Source organism: Pseudomonas sp. ESBL9 (assembly GCF_036668715.1).
GTDB classification, from domain to species: Bacteria; Pseudomonadota; Gammaproteobacteria; order Pseudomonadales; family Pseudomonadaceae; genus Aquipseudomonas; species Aquipseudomonas lundensis.
This window is the reverse complement of the sequence record NZ_JAZEVV010000001.1, coordinates 63663-86424: the sequence shown is the minus strand read 5'-3', so window position 1 is coordinate 86424 and position 22762 is coordinate 63663. Positions and strand designations below refer to the sequence as shown.

Annotated in this window: 18 protein-coding genes; 12 read left to right on the top strand and 6 right to left on the bottom strand. The window is 54.3% G+C overall.

Annotated features, from left to right (window positions below; all coding sequences use genetic code 11):
- The first annotated feature begins 110 nt into the window (after window positions 1-110).
- The 4 genes from V6F78_RS00410 (at window position 111) to V6F78_RS00395 (ending at window position 5179) form a co-directional block, all read left to right on the top strand.
- Window positions 111-665, top strand: a complete 555-nt coding sequence (locus tag V6F78_RS00410; protein ID WP_047292744.1) for a fimbrial protein — start codon at window positions 111-113, stop codon at window positions 663-665.
- 77 nt (window positions 666-742) lie between these two features.
- The gene (locus V6F78_RS00405; RefSeq protein WP_080963766.1) at window positions 743-1498 is read left to right on the top strand and encodes a fimbrial biogenesis chaperone; all 756 of its coding nucleotides are present in this window, start codon (window positions 743-745) and stop codon (window positions 1496-1498) included.
- A 35-nt stretch (window positions 1499-1533) separates the two neighbouring features.
- The gene (locus tag V6F78_RS00400) at window positions 1534-4032 is read left to right on the top strand and encodes a fimbria/pilus outer membrane usher protein (RefSeq protein WP_332726431.1); all 2499 of its coding nucleotides are present in this window, start codon (window positions 1534-1536) and stop codon (window positions 4030-4032) included.
- Between the two features lie 61 nt (window positions 4033-4093).
- Window positions 4094-5179, top strand: coding sequence for a fimbrial protein (locus tag V6F78_RS00395; protein WP_080963765.1), 1086 nt, complete (start codon window positions 4094-4096; stop codon window positions 5177-5179).
- A gap of 197 nt (window positions 5180-5376) precedes the next feature.
- Here V6F78_RS00395 and V6F78_RS00390 read toward each other — a convergent pair whose 3' ends face one another.
- From V6F78_RS00390 to V6F78_RS00380, 3 genes are all read right to left on the bottom strand, one after another.
- Complete coding sequence (locus V6F78_RS00390; protein ID WP_047292742.1) at window positions 5377-6876, bottom strand: hypothetical protein; 1500 nt, start codon at window positions 6874-6876, stop codon at window positions 5377-5379.
- Between the two features lie 186 nt (window positions 6877-7062).
- The gene (locus V6F78_RS00385) at window positions 7063-9270 is read right to left on the bottom strand and encodes an autotransporter outer membrane beta-barrel domain-containing protein (RefSeq protein WP_442965101.1); all 2208 of its coding nucleotides are present in this window, start codon (window positions 9268-9270) and stop codon (window positions 7063-7065) included.
- A 170-nt stretch (window positions 9271-9440) separates the two neighbouring features.
- Window positions 9441-11423 (bottom strand): hypothetical protein, encoded by a 1983-nt coding sequence (locus V6F78_RS00380; protein ID WP_332726430.1) that lies wholly within the window; start codon window positions 11421-11423, stop codon window positions 9441-9443.
- A gap of 712 nt (window positions 11424-12135) precedes the next feature.
- Here V6F78_RS00380 and V6F78_RS00375 point away from each other — a divergent pair.
- Window positions 12136-12486 (top strand): DUF6124 family protein, encoded by a 351-nt coding sequence (locus tag V6F78_RS00375; RefSeq protein WP_332726429.1) that lies wholly within the window; start codon window positions 12136-12138, stop codon window positions 12484-12486.
- Between the two features lie 83 nt (window positions 12487-12569).
- Here V6F78_RS00375 and V6F78_RS00370 read toward each other — a convergent pair whose 3' ends face one another.
- Together V6F78_RS00370 and V6F78_RS00365 are read right to left on the bottom strand one after the other, a co-directional pair.
- Window positions 12570-13730 carry a patatin-like phospholipase family protein gene (locus V6F78_RS00370; protein ID WP_047292738.1) on the bottom strand — a complete coding sequence of 387 codons (1161 nt, stop codon included), beginning with the start codon at window positions 13728-13730 and terminating at the stop codon, window positions 12570-12572.
- A 27-nt stretch (window positions 13731-13757) separates the two neighbouring features.
- Window positions 13758-14690 carry a lipid A biosynthesis lauroyl acyltransferase gene (locus V6F78_RS00365; protein ID WP_047292736.1) on the bottom strand — a complete coding sequence of 311 codons (933 nt, stop codon included), beginning with the start codon at window positions 14688-14690 and terminating at the stop codon, window positions 13758-13760.
- A gap of 120 nt (window positions 14691-14810) precedes the next feature.
- On the opposite strand from V6F78_RS00365, the gene minC reads away from it, so the two are divergent.
- The 7 genes from minC (at window position 14811) to V6F78_RS00330 (ending at window position 21724) form a co-directional block, all read left to right on the top strand.
- Window positions 14811-15548 carry a septum site-determining protein MinC gene (minC, locus tag V6F78_RS00360; protein ID WP_047292734.1) on the top strand — a complete coding sequence of 246 codons (738 nt, stop codon included), beginning with the start codon at window positions 14811-14813 and terminating at the stop codon, window positions 15546-15548.
- A gap of 201 nt (window positions 15549-15749) precedes the next feature.
- The gene (gene minD, locus V6F78_RS00355) at window positions 15750-16562 is read left to right on the top strand and encodes a septum site-determining protein MinD (protein ID WP_047292732.1); all 813 of its coding nucleotides are present in this window, start codon (window positions 15750-15752) and stop codon (window positions 16560-16562) included.
- Window positions 16563-16565: 3 nt separating this feature from the next.
- Window positions 16566-16820 (top strand): cell division topological specificity factor MinE, encoded by a 255-nt coding sequence (gene minE / locus V6F78_RS00350; protein WP_010208824.1) that lies wholly within the window; start codon window positions 16566-16568, stop codon window positions 16818-16820.
- Between the two features lie 91 nt (window positions 16821-16911).
- Window positions 16912-17547, top strand: coding sequence for an RluA family pseudouridine synthase (locus tag V6F78_RS00345; RefSeq protein ID WP_047292728.1), 636 nt, complete (start codon window positions 16912-16914; stop codon window positions 17545-17547).
- 122 nt (window positions 17548-17669) lie between these two features.
- Window positions 17670-18959: a M18 family aminopeptidase gene (locus V6F78_RS00340; protein WP_047292727.1), complete on the top strand. Its 1290-nt coding sequence runs from the start codon at window positions 17670-17672 to the stop codon at window positions 18957-18959.
- Window positions 18960-19094: 135 nt separating this feature from the next.
- Window positions 19095-19277: a hypothetical protein gene (locus V6F78_RS00335; protein ID WP_047281732.1), complete on the top strand. Its 183-nt coding sequence runs from the start codon at window positions 19095-19097 to the stop codon at window positions 19275-19277.
- 290 nt (window positions 19278-19567) lie between these two features.
- Window positions 19568-21724 carry a mechanosensitive ion channel domain-containing protein gene (locus tag V6F78_RS00330; protein ID WP_047292726.1) on the top strand — a complete coding sequence of 719 codons (2157 nt, stop codon included), beginning with the start codon at window positions 19568-19570 and terminating at the stop codon, window positions 21722-21724.
- Here V6F78_RS00330 and V6F78_RS00325 read toward each other — a convergent pair.
- Window positions 21721-22443 (bottom strand): UTRA domain-containing protein, encoded by a 723-nt coding sequence (locus tag V6F78_RS00325; RefSeq protein ID WP_047292724.1) that lies wholly within the window; start codon window positions 22441-22443, stop codon window positions 21721-21723. The genes V6F78_RS00330 and V6F78_RS00325 overlap by 4 nt on opposite strands.
- Window positions 22444-22762 lie beyond the last annotated feature (319 nt).

Sequence of the window (22762 nt, the reverse complement as noted above, 5' to 3'; positions counted from 1 at the left end):
GAATCCAGCCCGCAAAAAAGACTAACACTGCACACTCACACTTAGAGGTACATAAAAGTTAGCTTTCTTGCGCCCTTCACACTGCCTATATTTCTAACAGGTTGAACTCTATGAAAACGCAATTGATACCTTTGACGCTGGCTCTTCTGACGGGTGTGGTCAGCCACGTTGCTTCTGCGAACACCGGCACTATTAATTTTGTTGGCAAAATTGATAGTTCGACTTGCCCGATTGAAATTGTAAACCCGGGCAGCGGCGCGATCGGCAATGAAGTACAAATGGGCACAGTCTCTCCCTCTAGATTTACCGCAATCGGGCAAGAGTATCCGGGCAATGACTTCATCTTGCGTGTACCGACTGAATCTGGTTGTAATTTAACCCCTGGCGGTCCAAATGTGGGAACAGTCACATTCACCGGCACTGCAGATGCTAGCGGTAAATTTTATGCGACCAAATCCTATGCCGGTGCAGCCGAAGGCGTAGCGATTGTCATCAAGGATCGGACCGGTCAATCGGTCAACAATGGCACCGAATCTGCTACATACCCACTCAGTGACACCGTCGCCACCGATATGAAATTTGATGCTTACTACGTTTCAACTTCTGCCACGGTACTGCCCGGCCCGGCTGATGCCGATGTTAACTTCTTGGTCACTATTAACTGATCCATAAAGTGTGCCTTTGCTTTGCAAGGGCACACCCGTTACTCCTTTTTCTATCGTTATGCACAGGTATTCATCTAATGCCAGGCCTCTTCAGATGGTCAACTTTTTCACGCCTCCTTTGCCTTGCCATCACGTTTAGCAGTGCTGTACTGCTCTATAGCTCCCCTAGCCATGCTGCACTCACCATCAACGGCACACGCATTATTTACGACAGCCATAAGCGCAGCGTTTCCGTTATTATCTCCAACCCCAGTAAACGCCCGTTTGCCGTTCAAACCTGGATAAATACCGAGCTCGATGACACCACCACTGCCGTCCCCTTTATGCCCACACCTGCACTCTTCCGACTGAACGCAGGTAAAGAACAATACGTTCAAATCAATCAGTGGCCTCACACACTGCCTAATGACCGAGAATCGGTATTTTATTTTAATGTTCAGGAAATCCCTCAATCCAAGAGTTCGAACACGGGTGTTCTGAATATCGCAATGCGTACCCGCATCAAATTTTTTTACCGCCCGACGTCGATAAAAAACCCTGCGGACACACATTTAAAACACCTACAGTGGGCCGTAAAAAAAATGGACGGTCACTACTATTTAGAAGCTCACAACCCGTCCCCTTACTTTATTTCTTTTGCGAGCCTTGAGCTGAGGTTTAACGGACAAAAAGAGTCCCCAACCAACCCCGCGATGGCGGCTCCATTTTCTCGCCAACTGTATCGACTCTCAGCGTTCAAGCCCACAGCAGATGCGCTAGTCACCTTCTCTTCTATCAATGATTATGGCGGTGTTAGCCCTCCTCTAACTGCTGCTATTACTTCTGCCGATTAATACATCGCTGCGCTTCAATCTGTCTGGAACTCATCATGATCTGTCTATCCGGTCTGAGGGGCACCGCTGCGTGCCTGTCTATCAGCCAGTTCGCATTAATTTGTGCCAGCTTTAATCTATTCACATTGCGCGACGTTCACGCCGAAGAGCTTGAATACTTCCAGTCCAGCTTCATGCGCCAAACATCTGAGGCCGGACATATTGCGCTTGATGCGTTGTCTAAGGGGCAAGACGTGGTACCAGGGCGTTATTGGGTTGCGATTCAAGTGAATTCACGCTTGATAGATCAACAGCACCTTGATTTCAGCCTGGCAATCGATAATGAAACCCTTGTGCCTTGTTTGCCTGCCAGCCTGCTGACATTGAGCGGCGTGAAACTTGACGCCTTAAAAGACCCGAGCTCTTTGCAGACGAGCTGTCTGGACCTTGCGATCTTAGTTCCCGGCTCAACCGTTGACTTTGACAGCTCCAAAATGCTGATCGATATTTCTATTCCACAAATCGCACTTCGAGCTGACGTCGTAGGTTATGTTGACCCCAAGCGCTGGGACTCGGGCATCAATGCCGCTTACCTGAACTATCAGGCGTCCGCGCAACGCGGCAGAAATCGTTATAACAGCCCGACCGACAGCGAAGATGTACTCCTCAACATGGGTGTTAATTATGAAGGGTGGCGTTTTCGGAGCACCCAGGCACTGCGACAGGGCGAATCGGACAAACGTAATTGGGTCCGCTCCTCAACCTTTTTGCAACGTGACATACCGGGCACTCTGGCGAACATTACCGTGGGAGAAACCTCAACCGATGGCGACGTTTTTCGCAGCATCCCCGTACAAGGCGTTTTAATCCGTTCGGATGCAGGCATGCTTCCTGACGTGCTGCAAGGTTACGCTCCGATCATCCGTGGTGTCGCTCAAACACGCGCAAAACTCGAAGTTCGGCAAAATGGTTATCCTATTTATTCAACTTATGTCAGTGCCGGGCCTTATGAAATTAACGATCTGACTACAGCGGGTAGCAGTGCAGAACTCGAGATTGTTCTGACAGAAGAAGATGGTCAAGTGCGGCGCTTCACACAACCCTTCTCGACCTTGAGCAACCTGCTGCGCGAAGGTGTTTGGCGATATAGCGTTTTCGCCGGTCGTTACAACGCCGTCTACGACATGAGCGCCCCGTTGCTTTGGCAAAGCACGCTGACTGTCGGGACGGGTTGGGATACCACGCTGTATGGCGGGCTCATGGGGAGTGACTTTTATCAAGCTGGGTCATTAGGTTTAGCCAAGGACCTAGGCGCCATTGGCGCACTGGCATTTGATGTGACGCGCTCCAATGTTCAGATCAACACTATCAATGATCAGAGCTTGCGAGGGATGAGTTATGCCATCAAATATGGCAAATCTTTCAAAACGGGCACTGACTTGCGTTTTGCGGGCTATCGCTATTCAACTCAAGGCTATCGTGACTTTGATGAAGCTTTACGCGAGCGTTCTCAATCCTCTGATTTTTTGGGTAGCCGAAGGAGTCAGATTGTTGCCTCCCTCTATCAAAACTTAACGAACAGTAGCTCCGTTAATTTGTCACTTTCGCACCAGGACTATTGGGGGACCGATTACAATCAGCGTCAATTTCAGTTCAGTTTTAATACCCAGCATAAAGGTATTACCTACAGCTTGATGGCCTCTCAGGCGTTGAGCGACACGTACAACAATGATCGGCAAATCAGCCTGAGTGTTTCGATTCCTCTGGACTTTGCGCTGGCCAGCAATGCTACATTTGATGTGCAAAAAAATGGCGATCACTTTAGTAAGCGCTCAAGTATCAGCGGCAAAATCCATAATCAAAAACTTAGCTATCGAGCCTCACTCAGCCAAACGGAATCACAGCAAACGTCCACTTCCTTTTCGACAAACTATCAAACGCCATTTGCCAGTCTGGGTGGGGGAGTCACCTATGGCACCGACTACCGTAGCTTAGCCATCAACACCAGCGGCGCGGTATTACTCCATGACCAAGGGATTGAGTTCAGCCCATACTTGGGAGAGACGGTTGCACTGATTCAAGTTCCGCAGATCGCCGGGGTGGGTGTCGTCAACGCGACCGGAGCGCTGACTAACAAAGAAGGATTTGCCATAGCGCCTTACATGCGCCCCTACCGCATCAACCACCTAGAGCTCCAAACTGACGATCTAGACCCCACCATCGAAATTGAAAATGGCACAGCACAAGTTGTTCCGAGGCGTGGCGCGATTGTTAAACATGTGTTCACAGCGAGAAAAATTAACAGGCTGCTGTTAACAGGCTCTATGCCAAATGGGCAACCTCTGCCTTTTGCAGCCCAAGTGAGTACAGCGGACGGTGAGCAGCTAGGGGTCATCGGTCAAGCTGGGCAAATACTGCTCTCGACTGACTTGACACCACAAACTCTAACCGTGCGGTGGGGAGTGTTGAGTGATCAGCACTGTGAGCTAAAGATCGAACCAGAGGCTATGCAAAATCTTGATGGTTTTTACACACAAGATCTGGTCTGCCGATAACTCACTTGAGCAACATATTGGCGACCTTTAGTAGGCTCGCCCGGTACCTTTGGGATGTTTAATGACAACACTAATGCGACGCCTAGCAAGTTTGATCGGCTTTTCTACCTGGTTAGTAATGCCCTTGGCATCAGGGGCTCAGCAAGACAATGAATGCTTTTGGGCGGAAGGGGCAGGCCCGGTAACCTACACCCCCAGACTTGGCACACTTTATGTGCCCAGAGATGCGCCTGTGGGAACGCTCATTGGCTCAGAACAGAGTTTGTTCACACCCAACGATGAAGGGGGAAGAATAGAGTGCAGGAACGATGGGAGTACCGTTTTAAACTTCAGTGCCATTGCGTCTGCCCCTATTTATATTGGCCCCATCCCCCCACAGCCGGGGACTGTTTTACATACCAATATTCCTGGCGTAGGGGTTTTGATCAAATTGGGAAGACCGCTGGTTAAAGAGTTTAATGAAGATAACTCGTTTACCGCACTCAATGGCCCTTACGTGCCGATGCTCAGTGAGCATCGGCAATCGATGGGCAGTGCAAATTTTAGTTTTGGTAGCTTAAGACATACGCTGACCTTGATTAAAATTGGTCCCATTGCCCCCGGCGTTCACATATTGAATGGCAGCACTCTGTTTAGTGGACATTTCACGGGTATCGGCAAAGCCTTTAGCTACGGCTTGGACGGCACTGTTATTCAATCTCAATGCAGTTTGTCAAGTACCCCGGTCAGCGCAGACCCTGTACAACTGGGTCATTGGGACAGTAAACACTTCACCCAAGAGGGTGATACTACAGACGCCGTAGACTTTCACATCAATATGGTTTCATGCGAGACCGATCCGTCGGGGGAATCTATTGCTCTGGCTCATATTCGCCTAGAGGGCGCTAAAGGTTCTGTACCGTTTGACCCAGTGAACGGCATTTTCACATTGGCTACCAGCGCAACAGCAAAAGGCGTGGGTATTCAGATGCTAAAAGAAGATGGTCTAACACCCGTCCCGCTAGGCGTCGATGTTCCAATAGTTGCGATAACGCCGGGCAATATGGCTATGCACTTTAAAGCTCGCCTCTATCAAACCCATCCCACCATTAACGTTGAGCCAGGCTCAGTAGAGGGCGCCCTGAATTTCACCTTGACTTATAAATGAATACCCCCTGCACCGACCAGAAATGTTGTTCACTGAAGTAAAAAGCCAACCTGGTAGGCGCGAACTTGCTCGCGATTTTTTGATCTTTAACAGATCGCGAGCAATAAAGCGTCGACTGCTCCTTCCACTGAGGGTGCGCTGCTCTTGAGTGAACAGCATTGCGCGCTGACCATCAACTAAAGGGCGGGGCTACTCAGCTAACTCACTAGCGTTGCCCACTCACGCCGGAGGTTGTACCAATAGCCTTTATTATTAAAACTCACCCGCCCCTCAAAATTAAGTTGAGCCCCCACTTTAAATTTTTCAATATCTGCCTTTGTCACAACCGTTGATACTTTTTTTGCTGTCACTTCCTCAGCCGTGACGGCGTGCTCGGTAAAATATTCAATCGTCAGGTCGTTATCATCCACACCCAACCCTACCAAACTAAAAGACACAAACTGATCATCTGCCATAAAAGCCCAATAGCTGACAAATACAACGGCACCACTTTGCGGCACGCTTGCCAAACTTAATTGTTGGCCTTTGACACTGCCGCACTGCAGAGTAGGAAAGTTAGCCGCTGGCACATCAGAAATAGCCAAGTTATAAACTTTTGAAGTGGCCACCACTGTCATGCCTGAGCTATCTAGCACCTCGTAATATACAGGAATGTATTTAACCCCGGCGGCCAAACTGCTGACCATGTGGGCTGCAATATTCTCTTTAGGCACCTTGAACTGCAAAGGATTCATTGGCTCAGCATCACTCAGACTTATTGCATTAAATGCCAGTGGATCCGCCCACTGCAGACGAACCTTCTCACCCTCATAAATATCAGCATCAGCAGGAAGATCAACAACTACACCGTCTCCTGCAAAGTCGATATTCAACTCCCCATACTCAAGGGAACCCTTGGCGCCTTTAACTTTTACAAAGTTAAGAGAACGCGGCGTCATGTCTACGTCAATCGTTACAGACTCACTGACAGGGCTAGAATTACCTGCTTTATCGATAAGTTGGTACTCGGCATAACACTCACCGTTCAGTGCCGCTTCAATCTGCACACGGGTATAGACTATTTCTCTATTGGCAGATACCGCTTCCCGACCAATACATTGACTGCCCGAAGAGGTCCTCCAAAAATAAACCACTTCATCGCCATCTTGATAATCGGTATATTCCGGTATCACACAGACAAATTTATTGTCATTAGCTTCAAAGAAGGGAATAGTAATTTGCGTAGTGGGAAGTATCAGTGCGCTGGGTTTTCCATGCTTGTAGGGAGGCGTACGATCAATCACCAAGGGGACAATTTTTGATTCGTTCTCATCTCCTCCATTATGGCCAACGATCACGTACCTAAAGTCAAAAGGCCCTTCTTCAAACTCTAGCTTCTGCGCATCAATATTGAGATACAAAGGAAAATCACTGTCATCGAGTGGCCCTGCAACGTCATAGGTTTGCATCGTATTAAAAGCGTTAGAGGTATTCTGCCTGCGCCATTGAAAGGAGAGTTTATCGATAGCGTTTTCTGGCGGGAGATTATCCCATGCTGGAACCTCAACTGCTAACGGATCTTCAAGTGCCGCAGCCGGTAGTAGACCTTCGGGAAGCCCCGGCAAGATGCCTTGTATAGTGGGCTCTTGCAACAACGCGCTTATACTCGCCGAGCGTTTAGTTGGTTTTACATTTTTTCCGTCATCAAAATCGGCCATAACTATCACTCACTAAACTTCAACTGAATTGAAACTTAACCTGACGCGCAAAACGGATAACCCCTTTGCGCGCACAGCACGTCCAGTATATTTAGCACGTTTTTAATCGGTCGGTTACTAGCAGAACTACTAGTCTCCTCCCTTTTCAGCTGTAAGCCACCTTCTTACTTTTCGCACACGCCCTACTTACCAACTGTAATGAAGCCCCACAGAGCCACCGTACGGCTGTTCAATACCGTCGCCCTTGCTGTACTCCACATCAGCATAGACTTTTATTTTTTGAGTCATGGTCATCGTGACGCCTGCACCCAACTTACCGCGAGCACCGGACAAGTCATTATTAAATACATTATCGTTCACTTTGACTTCATTGTTTTTCGAAAACTCATGCACGTACGCGGCGCGCAAGTAGGGCTGTACTACCTGACCGCTCGCCAATTCAATATTACGACCCGCCGTTGAACCAAGCTCACCCAGCAATGAACGCGTGCGATCACCCTCCGCACGCAGCCCATTGTCCAGGTCGTAGTTCTTGCCTTGTATAACAACGCTCGATACCTGAGCATAGGGCTCAACAAAATACCCGTCATCGAGTTTTATATGGCGCCCAAACTCTGCAGAGGCACCGACACCATAATTGTCATAAGCGCCTTTTGTGCTCGTGTTATCACTCAAGCTCACATCAGATTTGTTCTGAAAACGGTTAACCTTCACGACACCATCAAAGTAATAACCGGTTTGAGCATCAATCCAGGTGGTGTAGGCACCCGCGTAGTAACTGTCTACGGTACCGGAAGTACCTCGATCGAGGTCAAGGTCCGACTGACTATAACCGGCCATTAAGCCCACCAACCATTGACCATCACCGATAGGCAACGGTGCATCCGCACCGAATGTTAACCCCTGCTGGTTTTGCTTATAGCCCACGCCAGTAGAATCGGACACCACGTACTTATTACCGTAGGCTCTAACCCATGCACCGGACTGCCCCGTACCCACCCGCAACTCACCCATACGTGTACGCAATGTGGTCAGCTCCCCGTACCAGATGGTCGGTGCCGTGTTAAATAATGCCATGGCCGACTGAGTGCCGGGGCTGATGGTCTTGCTTTCTGGGTTCAAATACCAATCGGTTGCGCCTCCAGTTTCAGTGCTAGCCAACTGATAGGAATAAGCCCCAAGGTCAATCCGGTCATTCAGCAGCGAAAATGTTGCATCCCCTGCTGCGGTATGAACGAGGTAAAGCTTGTCTGCATTAATTGGATCAGCGCCGGAACTGGCCACTACTAATTGGTGACTCCCAGTTGCGGTGCCAGTCACGTCAAGTTTATCGGTCTGGCCTGTTGAAAAATCTGAAGCCATATAGAAAGTGCCGCCAGCCCCACTCAGGTTGCCCACCGACAGCGTGAAGTAAGAAGTAGGCTCACCAAACTTGATCGAACCGCCATTCATGGATAAATCGGCCACCGTACCGTCTTCGACCATGACCCATTGCGCCTGGCTATTGATTGCCAGACTCGTGAGGTTTTCGAGGCGCCCGGTCAAGGTGGCTTGATTGTCAAGGATCACATGGGCAGTAGCGCCCGATGCGGCAATCACATCTCCCGCAAGGTGGGTATTGCTATCACTGACTCGCAAGGTAGCCTTGGACGTGCCGTTAACGTCCAGTAAGTGACCATTACCACCGGAGAGTGTCGAGCCATTTGTCACATTGATTTGAGTGTGAGTAGCGCCTGAATCGTAGTTATCTACAACGATGGCTGCCCCGGTACGCCCGACAACTGTTGTACTGTCGAGGTTAATAAGCGCATCTTCGGGGTTAAAATAATCAATGACTTGTATGCCGTTCAGCCCCCCGACAATCGTGCCTCTTAAGGCTGAAGCCGTACCATTAAACACCTCAAGTCCGATACCATCGGCCCCGTTGGCCAGCAACGTTGTGTCGGTCATCTCCAACTGGCTCAAATGAGAAACTGTTGCGCCGCGGGTCATACCTGTGATGGTGCTACTGAATACCTGTGCAGCAGACCCTGTATCTAAATATGCAGTAACTCTAAGACCTATCTCATTACTGGTAATCGTACTGCCCGTGATGGTCGCCGTGCTGCCATAAAGACTCACGCCGGGTTCGGTACCGTCACCGTTTACAGTTGACCCGTTTAATACCAAATTTGACGTGGTCACCTCAATATTGCGCGAAGTCGCGTTATTGGCTGTCAACGTCCAGCCATTAAATACTTTATATTTATCCAGCGGACTGCTTGAATCATTAATAATGGCATCTTCAAAGCGGACCAATACCGTTTCAGAATACGAGCGCTCACTGACCAACAGACTGGAGCCCACCGCAACAAGAAAAATGCATTGAGAAAGTGGAGATCGTAGATAGGGCATAGTCATCAACCTAATAATCGGTTCGGATTTTATGCAAAGAATCACCTTAGGCTTCTCTCGGCACATTCGCACAAAGCCGACGCATTCTACGCACCGTACCTAAGGCTTAATGTAGGACTATCCCTACACCGCTGTAAGGATAGTCCCTATTGTCGCAACATTTAAAATGTCTATGGATTTGGGGGAATGGGGCACGACCCACTCGAGGTATACATGCCTATCTCGACAGTCGCTACTCCAGGCTCTTCGTTGCCCTGAATGAGAAGTGTGTATTCGATTTTGCCACTGCCAGCATTGTCACTATCAGCATTATAAATGGGCAGAAAATAGGTTTCATAAGGTCTGATCCACCAATCAAAACCATTATCTGCTTGGTCCTTGCTAACCGTGAGCTCGCCACTTTCAAGTGGATCGCCTGGAATCGGCGTTGTGGTGCCTCGATCAATAAAACTTGTCCATTTCAGTTTTATTTTTGCACCCTCAACCAAATACTTGGAAACCGGAATATGGACACGAACCCCATAGGAAGTATCATCAGTCAGTTCCAGAGAAGGGCAATTCAGCCAGTTCCAAGCCGGGTCAAGTGTTGGAAATTCAGGGGAGGGCAAAACAATAGGGACTGCCGAAACCGCTACCGACTTGGGCTTTGATTTTTCTTCATTAATAAAATCTGGATGAGACACGGTAAACCACACATCAACGTCGCCGTTGCCCGCCGCCTCAATATCGGCCCAATTAACAGTGAACTCTATGTCAGGACCCCCGGGTACCTCTGTCGTTACCGTATGGGTTCCGATGGACTTACCGCCCCAAAAAAATTCGATTTCTTGATCGGAATCAATACCCTCATAAGGTTTTAGATGAATCTTGGCAGGTTGGTTAACATCAACAGCCTCTATCTTATCGATTAAACTCGAGTAACTTTCTACGGTCACTACGCCCAGTGCTGGGTTTACTGGATTAGGCTCATCCGGATTTTCAGGGCCTACCTTGGACAAATCAACCTTAATCATTACATTGGCAGAACCCAAGAGTAGCGAGCCCCGAAAATAATCGTACTGGACAATAGTATCTTGAGAACCAGGCGTCTGAAAATCATAGGCCGCTTTCAAAACAGTCCACGGCACAGGAATATTAACTGGAAACTGGTTGATCGGATAAGGGGTATCCAGTGTTTGGTCTCCCCACGTGACCGTAAGACTATCGCCAATTTTCCAGTTGGTTATCTCCGTCTTGATATCGGCATACACACCCAAAAAAGCATCATCACGGTCAATTAATTCATCTGAAATCTCATCGGCATGGCGCACCGTTAGCGCAGGGAACGGATCCGTAGGTAAGGGCCCAAGCGCTACTGGCATTTTCACGGACCCGCCAACGCGACTGTCAATACCCGCTTTATCGAGCAGGACATAACACGCGAAAAAGTCACCATCCCCCGCGTCGATGATAGTTGATTGGGGAATGGGGAACTTTCGGTCTATCGGAATAGCTTGAAAGCCACCGATGGGTGGCCAACCTGATACCTCTTCGGGCACCTTGTCTTTTACCCAATAGACGCCAATTCTATCGCCATCCGCTTGGTCTGGATACGAAGGAATAGTCGCTACTACAGCATTGCTGTTGGCATCCGTAATAGGGCCATCAGTAAGATCTAAGTTTGTGGGATATTCATTGCCATAAGGCGGAATAATATCGAGCACGATGGGTGTGGTTTCTGAAGGTATAGCAGCTCCGCCATCATTTCCGCCCTCTACGAGATATCTAAACTCAAAAGCACCGTGGATATATTCAAAAGAAACTAGCGGTATTTCTTGAATCATGGGATCTGGGTGATCCCCTCTTATGTCAATAACAGGAGGATCTAGGAGGTCTGTATAAGCTGCATCATCTGTGCTACCTTGCGGCCGCCATTGCAGCCTTAATTTATCACCCGGTCTAGTTGGATCGACTGGAAAATTCTCCCAATGCGGTATTTCAACTTTCAGAGGGGCTGTCAAAAGCGTTTTAGGGATGAGCCCTAGCGGTTCACCAGGCAAAACACCTTGCACCGTAGGCTTGGCATGCTCACCCGCACGCCTTAACTCACCGCGACGTTTAAAAAAAGCCTTACGCGCATTTTTAGCAGCCAATTTCCTTTCAAGCATATTCATCGTGTAACCCTCAATTCACAGAGAAAGTACCTGTACCTCAGCACCACTGATAGAAACTTGGTTTTCGCCTTGCACGAACAGGTAAAGTGCGTGTTAAAGCGCCGAAGCCTAAAAACAAATTAATGAGGCATGACACTATCGAACGAATAGTTTCCGCTATGAGTACCTTAATATCTCTAAACGCTTAAAAATATTGAACGCCTTTTTATGGCGGCTGAATACTGTCAGAAATGACAGGTATCCCACTTTTCCATCAGGACACCCACCGCCATCCCTCCCCTCCAAACACGCCACCACCCAGCAAACCCGCTCGACAACTTCTAGCTCGAAAAGCTCACCGGTCAATTAACCCCTAAACCGTTCCGCCCTTCACTCTCACTGTGCAGCCGTTACGTATGACAATTCCCTTTCAATCATGCGAAATTTCCGAGAAAATCCCGCGCGCTTGCGCCCAGTCAAATCGAGGGCTAGTCTCGGCCCATCGCTGCCCATTCAGCGGTCGGGTTTAGTCGCCCGGTTTGTCATCTGGCGCAAGGCGCCACCTCCGCGAGGCGCTTTTTTACGGCCTGCGTTTTATGGTGGCCGTGCGCAGGGCGCCCTCGTGGCGCGCCGGTTTCCAGATGCACCGGTCGACTAACCTGCGTACGGCTGCCACCCCCCTCGTTTAGTCGCGACAGGTGACAGCTCCTTTGCATGCATCTGGAGTTGACCCATGAAAAAGCTCGTCCCCGACCCACCCGCTTTCACCCCGCAAGACGCTGCGCCGTGCGATCCACAGTTGTTGGACCGGGCCGCCGCCAATCGCGCGCTTGATTACTACCTGCACGGCCATAAGCCCACTCACCCCGTGGACACGACCACGTATGCCATCGCGAACAGCGTCAATTTAGAAGCGGCTTTGGCCCAAGCGTCAGACTTGTTGCGCTGCGCCGGGGCATCGGCGACTGAGGCGGGGAATGGCATGAGCGGGCCGGCGCGCGACCTGGTGTTATCGATCACACATTTGGTTGCACTGGCCAAAGCCTACGTTGATAAGTCGCTGGACAGTCTGACAACGCACTGATGCAGCACGCGCCTGAGTGCAAGCAGGCGCGACACAACAGCGTGTGCCGCCGGGTATCTGCTCCCGGTGCGCGTCAGCACCCCTTACAGACTGTGGGCGTCAATGCCTAAAAAGCGCGAGAGTGCCGCACGTTGGGCCAGCGCATCCTTGCGCCCCAGTTCGATCAACTCGGTGCAGTAACCCTTCTCGAACAACAAATAGCTGAGCACACCTGCGCCACTGGTTTTGGTCGCACCCGGCCCACGTAAAAACAGGCGCAGGGCGGCGGGCAGTTCGTGGCGATGACGGGCGGCAATTTCGTCGAGGGGCTGGCTGGGGGCAATCACCAGCACGTCCACGGGCGCCAGGCCCAGGCTGTGGGGCTGGTCGGGCAGTAAACGGCTGAAGTGGTTAAGGCGCTCCAGCAGTTCAATGTCGCTCTCAAGGCTGTCAATAAACGTGCTGTTGAGCAGGTGCCCGCCGATCTGCGCCAGCGTCGGCTGCCGGGCATTGAACGGGCGCCGTTGCGCACCCTGCGGGTCCGGCCCGCGCGGGTTGCCACTGACACCGACCACCAATACCCGATTGGCCCCCAAGTGCAAGGCCGGGCTGATGGGCGCGGACTGACGAACGGCGCCATCGCCGAAGTACTCTTCGCCAATGTTGACCGGAGCAAATAAAAGCGGGATGGCCGAGCTGGCCAGCAGGTGTTCGACCGTCAAGGCGGCTGGCCGCCCGATACGGCGATGGCGCAACCAACCATCGATGGCGCGCTCACTTTGGTAAAAGGTCACGGCCTGACCCGAGGTATAGCCAAAGGCAGTCAGTGCCACGGCGCGTAACTGCTGCGCCGCAATGGCCTGATCGATCCCCGCAAAGCTGATGTTGTCGTTGAGCAAATCGCGCAATGGCGAACTGTTGAGCAGGGCCACCGGCGCCTGAGGGCCAAGCCCCAACACACTGCGGCTCACAAAACGGCTGGCCTGATGAATCACGCCCGGCCAGTCACTGCGCATCACCCGATGGCTTTGCAGGTGCTGCCAGAAGGCGGTCAAACGCTCGACGGCGAGGGTAAAGTTCAGTGCGCCGCTGGCCAGGCTGACTGCGTTGATCGCCCCGGCCGAGGTGCCGACGATCACCGGGAACGGGTTAGGCGCCCCGCTGGGCAGCAACTGGGCAATGGCCGCCAGCACCCCCACCTGATACGCGGCACGCGCGCCGCCGCCCGAGAGAATCAGGCCGGTTACCGGCGCCACGCCGCTCACCGACGGGCGCCCTGCAGGCAGCGCGGGTCAGCGGCGTTTGTCGTACAACTTGGGCTCGCCCGGCGGACGGGTCTTGAAACGGCGGTGGGCCCACAGGTATTGCTCGGGGCATTCACGAATGGCCCGCTCGACCCACTGATTGATGCGCAGGCAATCGGCCTCATCGCTTTCTCCGGGGAAATCCTTCAAAGGCGGATGAATCACCAACTTGTAGCCACTGCCATCCGCCAGTCGTTGTTGAGTAAAGGGCACAACGTGCGCTTTGCCCAGCTTGGCAAACTTGCTGGTGGCGGTCACGGTGGCCGCCTGAATGCCAAACAAGGGCACAAAGATACTCTGCTTGGCACCGTAGTCCTGATCCGGCGCATACCAGATCGCACGCCCCGAGCGCAGCAGCTTGAGCATGCCGCGCACGTCATCACGTTCCACGGCCAGCGAATCCAGGTTGTGGCGCTCGCGGCCCCGTCGCTGAATAAAATCGAACAGCGCGTTCCCATGCTCGCGGTACATGCCATCGATGGTGTGCTTTTGCCCGAGCAGGGCCGCGCCGATTTCCAGCGTGGTGAAGTGGAACGCCATGAGGATCACCCCTTTGCCTTCCAACTGCGCCTGCTTGAGGTGCTCCAGCCCTTCTACGTGGGCCAGCCGGGCCAGACGCGGCTTGGGCCACCACCAGCTCATGGCCATTTCAAAAAATGCGATACCGGTGGACGAAAAGTTCTGCTTGAGCAAGTGCTTGCGCTCGGCGGCGCACTTTTCGGGGAAACACAATTGCAGGTTGCGCGCGGCAATGCGCCGACGATCACCGGCGACCCGGTACATCAGCGCGCCCAACACACGCCCCAACCCCAATTGCACTTTATAAGGCAGCTGCACCACCAGCCACAGCAGGCCAAGGCCAAACCACAGCAGCCAAAAACGCGGGTGAAAAAAAGCAGCACGAAAACGCGGGCGATCCATTAATGATTCCGGACAGACACAAGGGCCGGGCATTCTACATCGTTCGACCCCGCTTGCGGCTCGCGGGCGATCTCGTTATAAGTCTCAGCACTTTAAGTGACAAGCCGCATTAAGCCGACCATGAGCCAAACCGAATCGCTAGACCAAGCCCCTGTGTTCCAGCTTAAGGGCAGTATGCTCGCCATCACGGTGCTGGAACTGGCCAAAAACAACCTTGAAGCCCTGGATCGCCAACTGGCTGCCAAAGTGGCCCAAGCCCCGAATTTTTTCAGTAATACCCCGCTCGTCCTGGCGCTGGACAAAATGCCCGCCGGTGAAGGTGCGATTGATTTGCAAGGCCTGATGCGTGTCTGCCGTCAACATGGCCTGCGCACACTGGCCATTCGCGCCAGCCGCATTGAAGACATTGCCGCCGCGATTGCTATCGACCTGCCTGTGCTGCCGCCGTCCGGCGCCCGTGAGCGGCCGATTGAACCGGTCGAAGCCGAGGTCAAGAAAAAACCCGAAAAACCGCCCGAGCCTGTGGTCAAACCGACCCGCATCATCACCAGCCCCGTACGCGGCGGCCAGACGGTGTATGCCGAAGGCGGCGACCTGGTGGTCATGGCGGCGGTCAGCCCCGGGGCGGAACTTATGGCCGATGGCAACATCCATGTGTACGGGCCAATGCGCGGTCGAGCACTGGCCGGGCATAAAGGCAACACCAAGGCGCGCATTTTCTGCCAGCAGTTGAGCGCCGAGCTGGTGTCGATTGCCGGCAAGTACAAAGTGTCGGAAGACCTGCGCCGTGATCCATTGTGGGGTGCAGGGGTTCAAATCAGTCTGTCAAGTGACATGTTGAACATCACCCGTCTTTAACGGATACTCTCGCCATTTTCCAACCATCTCAACAGCGTAGAGAAAACAGTTTAAACCTTGTAGGAAATCACCAATCAGCCAGCGCTTACGGCTTGTAAACGCCGACCTGAACGATCATCCGCCAGGACTGTTCACCTGCCGTCGTTAATAGAGATGTTATTCAGGGGCTAAAAAGTCCTTTTTCCTTAGGGGTGAAACACCTTGGCCAAGATTCTCGTGGTTACATCCGGCAAGGGTGGTGTGGGTAAGACCACCACCAGCGCCGCTATCGGTACAGGCCTCGCACTGCGCGGCCATAAAACAGTGATCGTCGACTTCGACGTCGGCCTGCGTAACCTGGACTTGATCATGGGCTGCGAGCGCCGCGTGGTGTATGACTTCGTGAACGTGGTCAACGGCGAAGCCAACCTGCAGCAGGCACTGATCAAAGACAAGCGCCTGGAAAACCTGTACGTGCTGGCTGCCAGCCAGACCCGTGACAAGGACGCACTGACCAAAGAAGGCGTCGAAAAAGTTCTGATGGAACTTAAACAAACCTTCGAATACGTGGTGTGCGACTCCCCGGCCGGTATCGAAACCGGTGCGCACCTGGCCATGTACTTCGCTGACGAAGCGATTGTCGTGACCAACCCTGAAGTGTCCTCGGTACGTGACTCGGACCGCATGCTCGGCCTGCTGGCCAGCAAGTCCAAGCGTGCTGAAGAAGGCCAGGACCCGATCAAGGAGCACTTGCTGCTCACCCGTTACAACCCGGAGCGTGTCAGCAACGGAGAAATGCTCGGCGTTGAAGACGTCAAGGAAATCCTCGCCGTGACCCTGCTGGGCGTGATTCCGGAGTCCCAGGCTGTTTTGAAGGCTTCCAACCAAGGTGTGCCGGTCATTCTTGACGACCAGAGCGACGCTGGCCAGGCCTACAGCGATGCCGTCGATCGCTTGCTGGGCAAGTCCGTGGAACATCGATTCCTCGATGTCAAGAAGAAGGGATTCTTCGAGCGTATCTTTGGAGGCAACTAAACAATGAAATTTCTCGACTTCTTTCGCGCCAACAAAAAGCCAACCACCGCGTCGGTCGCGAAAGAGCGTCTACAGATCATCGTGGCGCACGAACGCGGCCAACGGAGCACGCCGGATTACCTGCCCGCCTTGCAGAAAGAGCTGGTAGAAGTGATTCGCAAATACGTCAATATCGGCAACGATGACGTGCATGTCGCGCTGGAAAACGACGGCAGCTGCTCGATACTGGAACTCAACATCACCCTGCCAGATCGTTAACCGATCCGGCCGACACCACGGCGACCTGGGCACCTTCCATTGCGGAGACGGTTCCCACGTCGCCGTTGGCGTTTCTCAAGAGGCTGTTTTAATGCCGTTGTCCAACATCCACATCATCCACGAGGACGCTGGCGTTCTTGTGGTCAACAAACCGACGTTGCTGCTGTCCGTGCCCGGCCGCGCAGAAGACAACAAGGATTGCCTGATTACCCGTCTGCAAGAAAACGGCTACCCCGAAGCGCGGATCGTACACCGCCTTGATTGGGAAACGTCCGGGATCATTTTGCTGGCGCGGGATGCTGACACCCACCGCGAACTGTCTCGCCAGTTTCATGACCGCGAAACCGAAAAAGCCTACACCGCACTGGCGTGGGGCCAACCGGCGCTGGACAGCGGCACCATTGATCTGCCGCTGCGCTACGACCCGCCGACCAAACCCCGGCACGTGGTGGATCACGCGTTTGGCAAAAACGCCCTGACGTTCTGGAAAGTCCTGGAGCGCTGTGGGGATTACTGCCGCGTGGAACTGACGCCGATCACCGGCCGCTCGCATCAACTGCGGGTCCACATGCTGTCCATCGGCCACCCGCTGCTGGGCGACGGTCTGTACGCCCATGAACAGGCGCTAGCGGCTTACCCACGCCTGTGCCTGCACGCCAGTATGCTGAGCTTCACTCACCCGCAAACCGGTGAGCGCTTGCGCTTCGAGTGCCCGGCGCCGTTCTGACACCCGCCTCTGCGTGGTCGCTGCCAGGCAACACAGGCGGCGACTGCCGGATTGAGGTTCAATCGGGGTCAATTTTTGTGACCAATGCGCTAAACTCGCGGCCTTGCTGTCTGGAGTAACTTATGCGCGAAGAGTTGAACCAAGGCCTGATCGACTTTCTCAAGGCCTCCCCTACCCCCTTTCATGCCACCGCCAGCCTGGTGCAGCGTCTGGAGGCCGCCGGTTATCAGCGCCTCGATGAGCGCGAGACCTGGTTCACCGAAGCCAACGGTCGCTATTACGTCACTCGCAACGACTCCTCCATTGTCGCGTTCAAGCTGGGCCGTCACTCGCCCTTGCACGGCGGCATTCGCATGGTCGGCGCGCACACAGACAGCCCCTGCCTGCGGGTCAAGCCTCAACCCGAACTGCAACGCCAGGGTTTTTGGCAACTGGGCGTCGAAGTCTACGGCGGCGCTTTGCTGGCCCCGTGGTTTGACCGCGACCTGTCACTGGCCGGGCGCGTGACCTTCCGCCGCGACGGTAAAGTCGAAAGCCAGCTGATCGATTTCAGGGCGCCCATTGCGACCATTCCGAACCTGGCAATCCACCTCAACCGTACCGCCAACGAAGGCTGGGCGATTAACCCGCAAACCGAGTTGCCGCCGATTCTGGCCCAGGTCGCGGGCGATGAACGTGTGGACTTCCGTGCCTTGCTGACCGACCAACTGGCCCGCGAACACGGCCTGAACGCTGACGTGGTGCTCGATTACGAGTTGAGCTTCTACGACACCCAGAGCGCTGCGGTGATTGGTCTCAATGGTGACTTTATCGCCGGCGCCCGTCTCGACAACTTGCTGTCGTGCTACGCCGGCCTGCAAGCGCTGCTCAATACCGAGACCGACGAAACCTGCCTGTTCGTGGCCAATGACCATGAAGAAGTCGGCTCCTGCTCGGCCTGCGGCGCCGATGGCCCGATGCTGGAGCAAATCCTGCAACGCCTGCTGCCAGAAGGGGATGAGTTCGTACGCACCATCCAGAAATCCCTGCTGGTGTCGGCTGACAACGCCCATGGCGTTCACCCCAACTACGCCGACAAACACGACGCCAACCACGGTCCGAAACTCAACGCCGGGCCGGTGATCAAGGTCAACAGCAATCAGCGTTACGCCACCAACAGCGAAACGGCCGGTTTCTTCCGCCACCTGTGCATGGCCGAAGAAGTGCCGGTGCAAAGTTTTGTGGTACGCAGTGACATGGGCTGCGGCTCGACCATCGGCCCGATCACCGCCAGCCACTTGGGGGTGCGCACGGTGGACATCGGCTTGCCAACGTTTGCCATGCACTCCATTCGCGAATTGGCCGGCAGCCATGACCTGGCGCATCTGGTCAAAGTGCTGAGCGCGTTCTACGCCAGCCAGCAACTCCCGTGAAGGGCCTCGGAGCGGGCCTGCCCCGCTCCAAACCCTGTAAAGTCCAGGCGTGCCGCTCAATTTTGATACACGTCACCGCACACTTTCACAATCAGGCCTAGACTGGAGCCCATTCATTCCTTCAGGTCCATAACAATGATCGAGATGTCTGCGTTCCACTCCATGATGATTCCCATTGTGTGCGGCATGTTGCTGCTGACTGTCGGTTTCACCCTTCGCGAGCGAACCAGCGGCATCGGCGTCCTGATGATCTGGTGCGGCATGCTGCTGATATTCGGCACGATTGTGTTCAAGATTCTGGCCAAGCTGAATTCCTGAACACCTGCGTTTTTTCGCAAAATCCAGCGCTGATTGATTTCATGTGTGACAAGAAACGAATCAGCGCTGCCCCAGAGTCTGTTCCCGTTTCATAGCAGCCGCGACGAACACCCACGGGTCGCGGGTTGTATTTAGTCAGGCTGCATCGCAGCGCTTGAGAAGGGAACAACCATTGCCTTCGCTCTGCGCCTTGCCTGGCTAAATGTGACCCCGCGACGCGGTTTGCAGTGAAACGGGAACAGCCCCTAGCGTACACTCGGTCGACCTGCCCCCTTGAGGTTGACCGCCCAGTGCTTGTTCGTTTGTTCGCCCTGCCGTATTTACTGCTCGTTTGCATGCTGACGCTGCTCCCCATCACGTCTGCGCAGGCTGTCGGCCTGCCTGGCCTGCTCAGCCCGGATAAAACCCAGGCCCAACCCACCGAGCCCCTGGGTCAGTCGCTGGACGAAGTGATCAAAAACCTGGAGAACGACCAGCAACGCAGCAAGCTGCTGGCCGACTTGAAGAAGCTGCGCGACGCCACCAAAAAGGCGCAACCCGAAGCCGAGATCGGCGTACTCGGGCTGATAGGCAGCACCCTCACCGACCTCGAAAAACAGTTTTTGGGCAATGACAGCCCGACCTCGCGCTGGGCACGGGAGATCGATCAGGCACAGGACGAACTCAAGGCGCTGATGCTGCCGGCCAGTCAATGGCTGCCGATCATTTTTGCCTTTGCGCTGATCATCATGGTCTGGAGTCTGCTGGCCGCGCTGCTGATTTGGGTCAGCCACCGGGTGCGCCTGCGCTTTGGCCTGAGCGAAGAGTTGCCGCAACACCCCAAGGCGGTGGACATGCTGCGGTTTGCCTTGCGCAAGCTGGGGCCGTGGCTGGTGGCGTTGGTGATTACCGTGTACATGAGCTATTCGTTGCCGTCGTCGCTGGGCAAGGACTTGGCGATGGTGCTGGCGTATGCGCTGGTCATCGGCACCTGTTTCTCGGCCATTTGCGTGATTGCTTTTTCCCTGCTCGACGGCCCGCACCGCCACCGCGCCCTGCACATCCTGCGGCATCAGGCCTTTCGTCCGCTGTGGTGGATCGGCAGCTTTGCCGCCTTCGGCGAGGCCCTGAGCGACCCGCGACTGGTCGCCACCCTGGGCGTGCACCTGGCCCACACGGCCGCCACGTTTGCCAATGTGATGGCGGCGCTGTCCACCGGTTTGTTCATCATTCGCTTCCGCCGCCCGATTGCTCACCTGATTCGTAACCAGCCTTTGTCGCGGCGCCTGACCCGTCGTGCCTTGAGCGACACCATTGAATTGCTCGGCACGTACTGGTGGATTGCGGCGCTGATTCTGGTGGCCATCTCGCTGGCCGCGACGTTTATTTCGGCCGGCGACACCAGTACCGCGTTGCGTCAGTCATTGATCTGCACCGTGCTGGTGGTGCTGTGCATGGTGATTAACGGGCTGGTGCGTCGCCACGCGCAAAAACCACAACGCGGTCACAAACGTCACGCCCTGTATTCCGAGCGCCTTAAAGGCTTTGTCTACACCCTTGTGCACCTGGTGGTGTGGCTGGTGTTCATTGAGTTGGGGCTGCGAGTGTGGGGGCTGTCGCTGATTCGCATCACCGAGGGCGACGGCCACGAGATCACCGTCAAGCTGTTCGGGCTGGGCGGCACGCTGCTGTTTGCCTGGCTGATCTGGATTCTGGCCGACACCGCCATTCACCACGCCCTGACCCGCTCGCGCAAAGGGCTGGCCAACGCCCGCGCGCAAACCATGATGCCGCTGATCCGCAACGTGCTGTTCGCGGCCATTTTCATCATTGCGCTGATCGTTGCCCTCGCCAACATGGGCATGAACGTGACGCCGCTGCTGGCCGGTGCCGGTGTCATCGGTCTGGCCATCGGTTTCGGTGCGCAGTCGCTGGTCGCGGACTTGATTACCGGCCTGTTCATCATCATTGAAGACTCATTGGCCATCGATGATTACGTGGATGTTGGCGGCCACCTGGGCACGGTCGAAGGGTTGACCATTCGCACCGTGCGCTTGCGCGACATCGACGGCATCGTGCACACCATTCCGTTCAGCGAAATCAAAAGCATCAAGAACTACTCCCGCGAATTCGGCTACGCGATCTTTCGCGTGGCCATTCCTTACAACATGGAAATCGACGACGCGATCAAGCTGATGCGCGAAGTGGGGCAAAAGATGCGCTCCGACCCGCTTCAGCGCCGCAACATCTGGTCACCGCTGGAAATTCAGGGGGTTGAAAGTTTTGAATCGGGCAGCGCCATTTTGCGGGCGCGCTTCAAGACCGCGCCGATCAAGCAATGGGAAGTATCACGTGCGTTCAACCTGTCGCTCAAACGCCATCTGGACGAAGCCGGGCTTGATCTGGCCACGCCGCGCCTGAGCGTACAAGTCGTCACGGCCGGCAGCGGGATCTTGCAGAAGGATTAACCCTGCGCCGGCACCTCCACGCCGACATGAATCGCGTCATGGCGCCAGTACTCCAGGTCACAATCGATCAGCCGCCCGTGCTGATCGTAGTTGACCCGCGCAATGCACAACCCCGGGCTGCCCGTTGAGACTTTCAACGTGGCGGCGGCTTGTGTGGGTAACGCAGTCGGCACAATTTCGAATTGTATCCGACCGTAATGCAGGTCGAAGTGCCGGGCATACAGCTCGGTGATGGACTGCGTCAGATCAAACTCTAAAATTCGCGGGAAATACTGCGGGTTCAAGTAGTGCTCGACATACAGCACCCGTCGTCCGTCGATACGCCGCCCCCGGCAAATCTGAATCACGCTGGACAGGGCCGGCAACTTCAAACGCTCGCACACCGCTGCCGACGCGGGCTGTAGCCGCGCCGATATCACATCTGTGGTGGGCACTCGCCCCTGGGCGCTGACCATGGCGTGAAAATGGCTGCGCTGCATCAAGTTGTAGGCCAGTCGCGGTGGCGAGATAAACCAGCCGCGCCGTTCTTCGCGGTACACCACCCCTTGGGCTTCGAGTTGCAACAGGGCTTCGCGCACTGTCACCCGCGTGGTATCGAACAACTCACTGAGCTTGCGCTCGGCAGGCAACTGGCTGCCGCAGGCCAGCAAGCCGTGCCCGATTTGCTCCTGCAACGCACGGCTGATGGCTGTCACCGCCTTGGGGGCCTCTTCACGCATCAACGTTACCTATCTGGACTAGTCCAGCACCAAATATGGGCAAAGGCAGGGTCATCTGCCCCGCGTTCCTGAGGTACCAAGACTAGGCAGCTCACATGACTGTTCGATGACACTGCAGGCCCACTGCACCCTCAACGCCCCGAAAAACGGGGGCAAAGGCATGGTCTACGCTTACTCGCAATGAGCGCATCGGGCTCGTTCAGCCCTTGCACGGTTGATGCCGACATCAAAGTGTCATACGACCGGCCTAAATTGGCTCGGGTATTGCTGACCTAGACCAACACCTGCAAAAGACCCATAAAAAATCAGCGTGAAAACG

What these genes read in the sequence shown, in the direction of transcription:
- V6F78_RS00345 (WP_047292728.1), top strand. Translation starts at nt 16,912, where the DNA reads ATGCCGTTGTCCAACATCCACATCATCCACGAGGACGCTGGCGTTCTT.
- V6F78_RS00340 (WP_047292727.1), top strand. Translation starts at nt 17,670, where the DNA reads ATGCGCGAAGAGTTGAACCAAGGCCTGATCGACTTTCTCAAGGCCTCC.
- V6F78_RS00400 (WP_332726431.1), top strand. Translation starts at nt 1,534, where the DNA reads ATGATCTGTCTATCCGGTCTGAGGGGCACCGCTGCGTGCCTGTCTATC.
- V6F78_RS00390 (WP_047292742.1), bottom strand. Translation starts at nt 6,876, where the DNA reads ATGGCCGATTTTGATGACGGAAAAAATGTAAAACCAACTAAACGCTCG.
- V6F78_RS00325 (WP_047292724.1), bottom strand. Translation starts at nt 22,443, where the DNA reads ATGCGTGAAGAGGCCCCCAAGGCGGTGACAGCCATCAGCCGTGCGTTG.
- V6F78_RS00395 (WP_080963765.1), top strand. Translation starts at nt 4,094, where the DNA reads ATGACAACACTAATGCGACGCCTAGCAAGTTTGATCGGCTTTTCTACC.
- minE (WP_010208824.1), top strand. Translation starts at nt 16,566, where the DNA reads ATGAAATTTCTCGACTTCTTTCGCGCCAACAAAAAGCCAACCACCGCG.
- V6F78_RS00375 (WP_332726429.1), top strand. Translation starts at nt 12,136, where the DNA reads ATGAAAAAGCTCGTCCCCGACCCACCCGCTTTCACCCCGCAAGACGCT.
- V6F78_RS00410 (WP_047292744.1), top strand. Translation starts at nt 111, where the DNA reads ATGAAAACGCAATTGATACCTTTGACGCTGGCTCTTCTGACGGGTGTG.
- V6F78_RS00335 (WP_047281732.1), top strand. Translation starts at nt 19,095, where the DNA reads ATGATCGAGATGTCTGCGTTCCACTCCATGATGATTCCCATTGTGTGC.
- V6F78_RS00365 (WP_047292736.1), bottom strand. Translation starts at nt 14,690, where the DNA reads ATGGATCGCCCGCGTTTTCGTGCTGCTTTTTTTCACCCGCGTTTTTGG.
- V6F78_RS00405 (WP_080963766.1), top strand. Translation starts at nt 743, where the DNA reads ATGCCAGGCCTCTTCAGATGGTCAACTTTTTCACGCCTCCTTTGCCTT.
- V6F78_RS00385 (WP_442965101.1), bottom strand. Translation starts at nt 9,270, where the DNA reads ATGCCCTATCTACGATCTCCACTTTCTCAATGCATTTTTCTTGTTGCG.
- V6F78_RS00380 (WP_332726430.1), bottom strand. Translation starts at nt 11,423, where the DNA reads ATGAATATGCTTGAAAGGAAATTGGCTGCTAAAAATGCGCGTAAGGCT.
- minC (WP_047292734.1), top strand. Translation starts at nt 14,811, where the DNA reads ATGAGCCAAACCGAATCGCTAGACCAAGCCCCTGTGTTCCAGCTTAAG.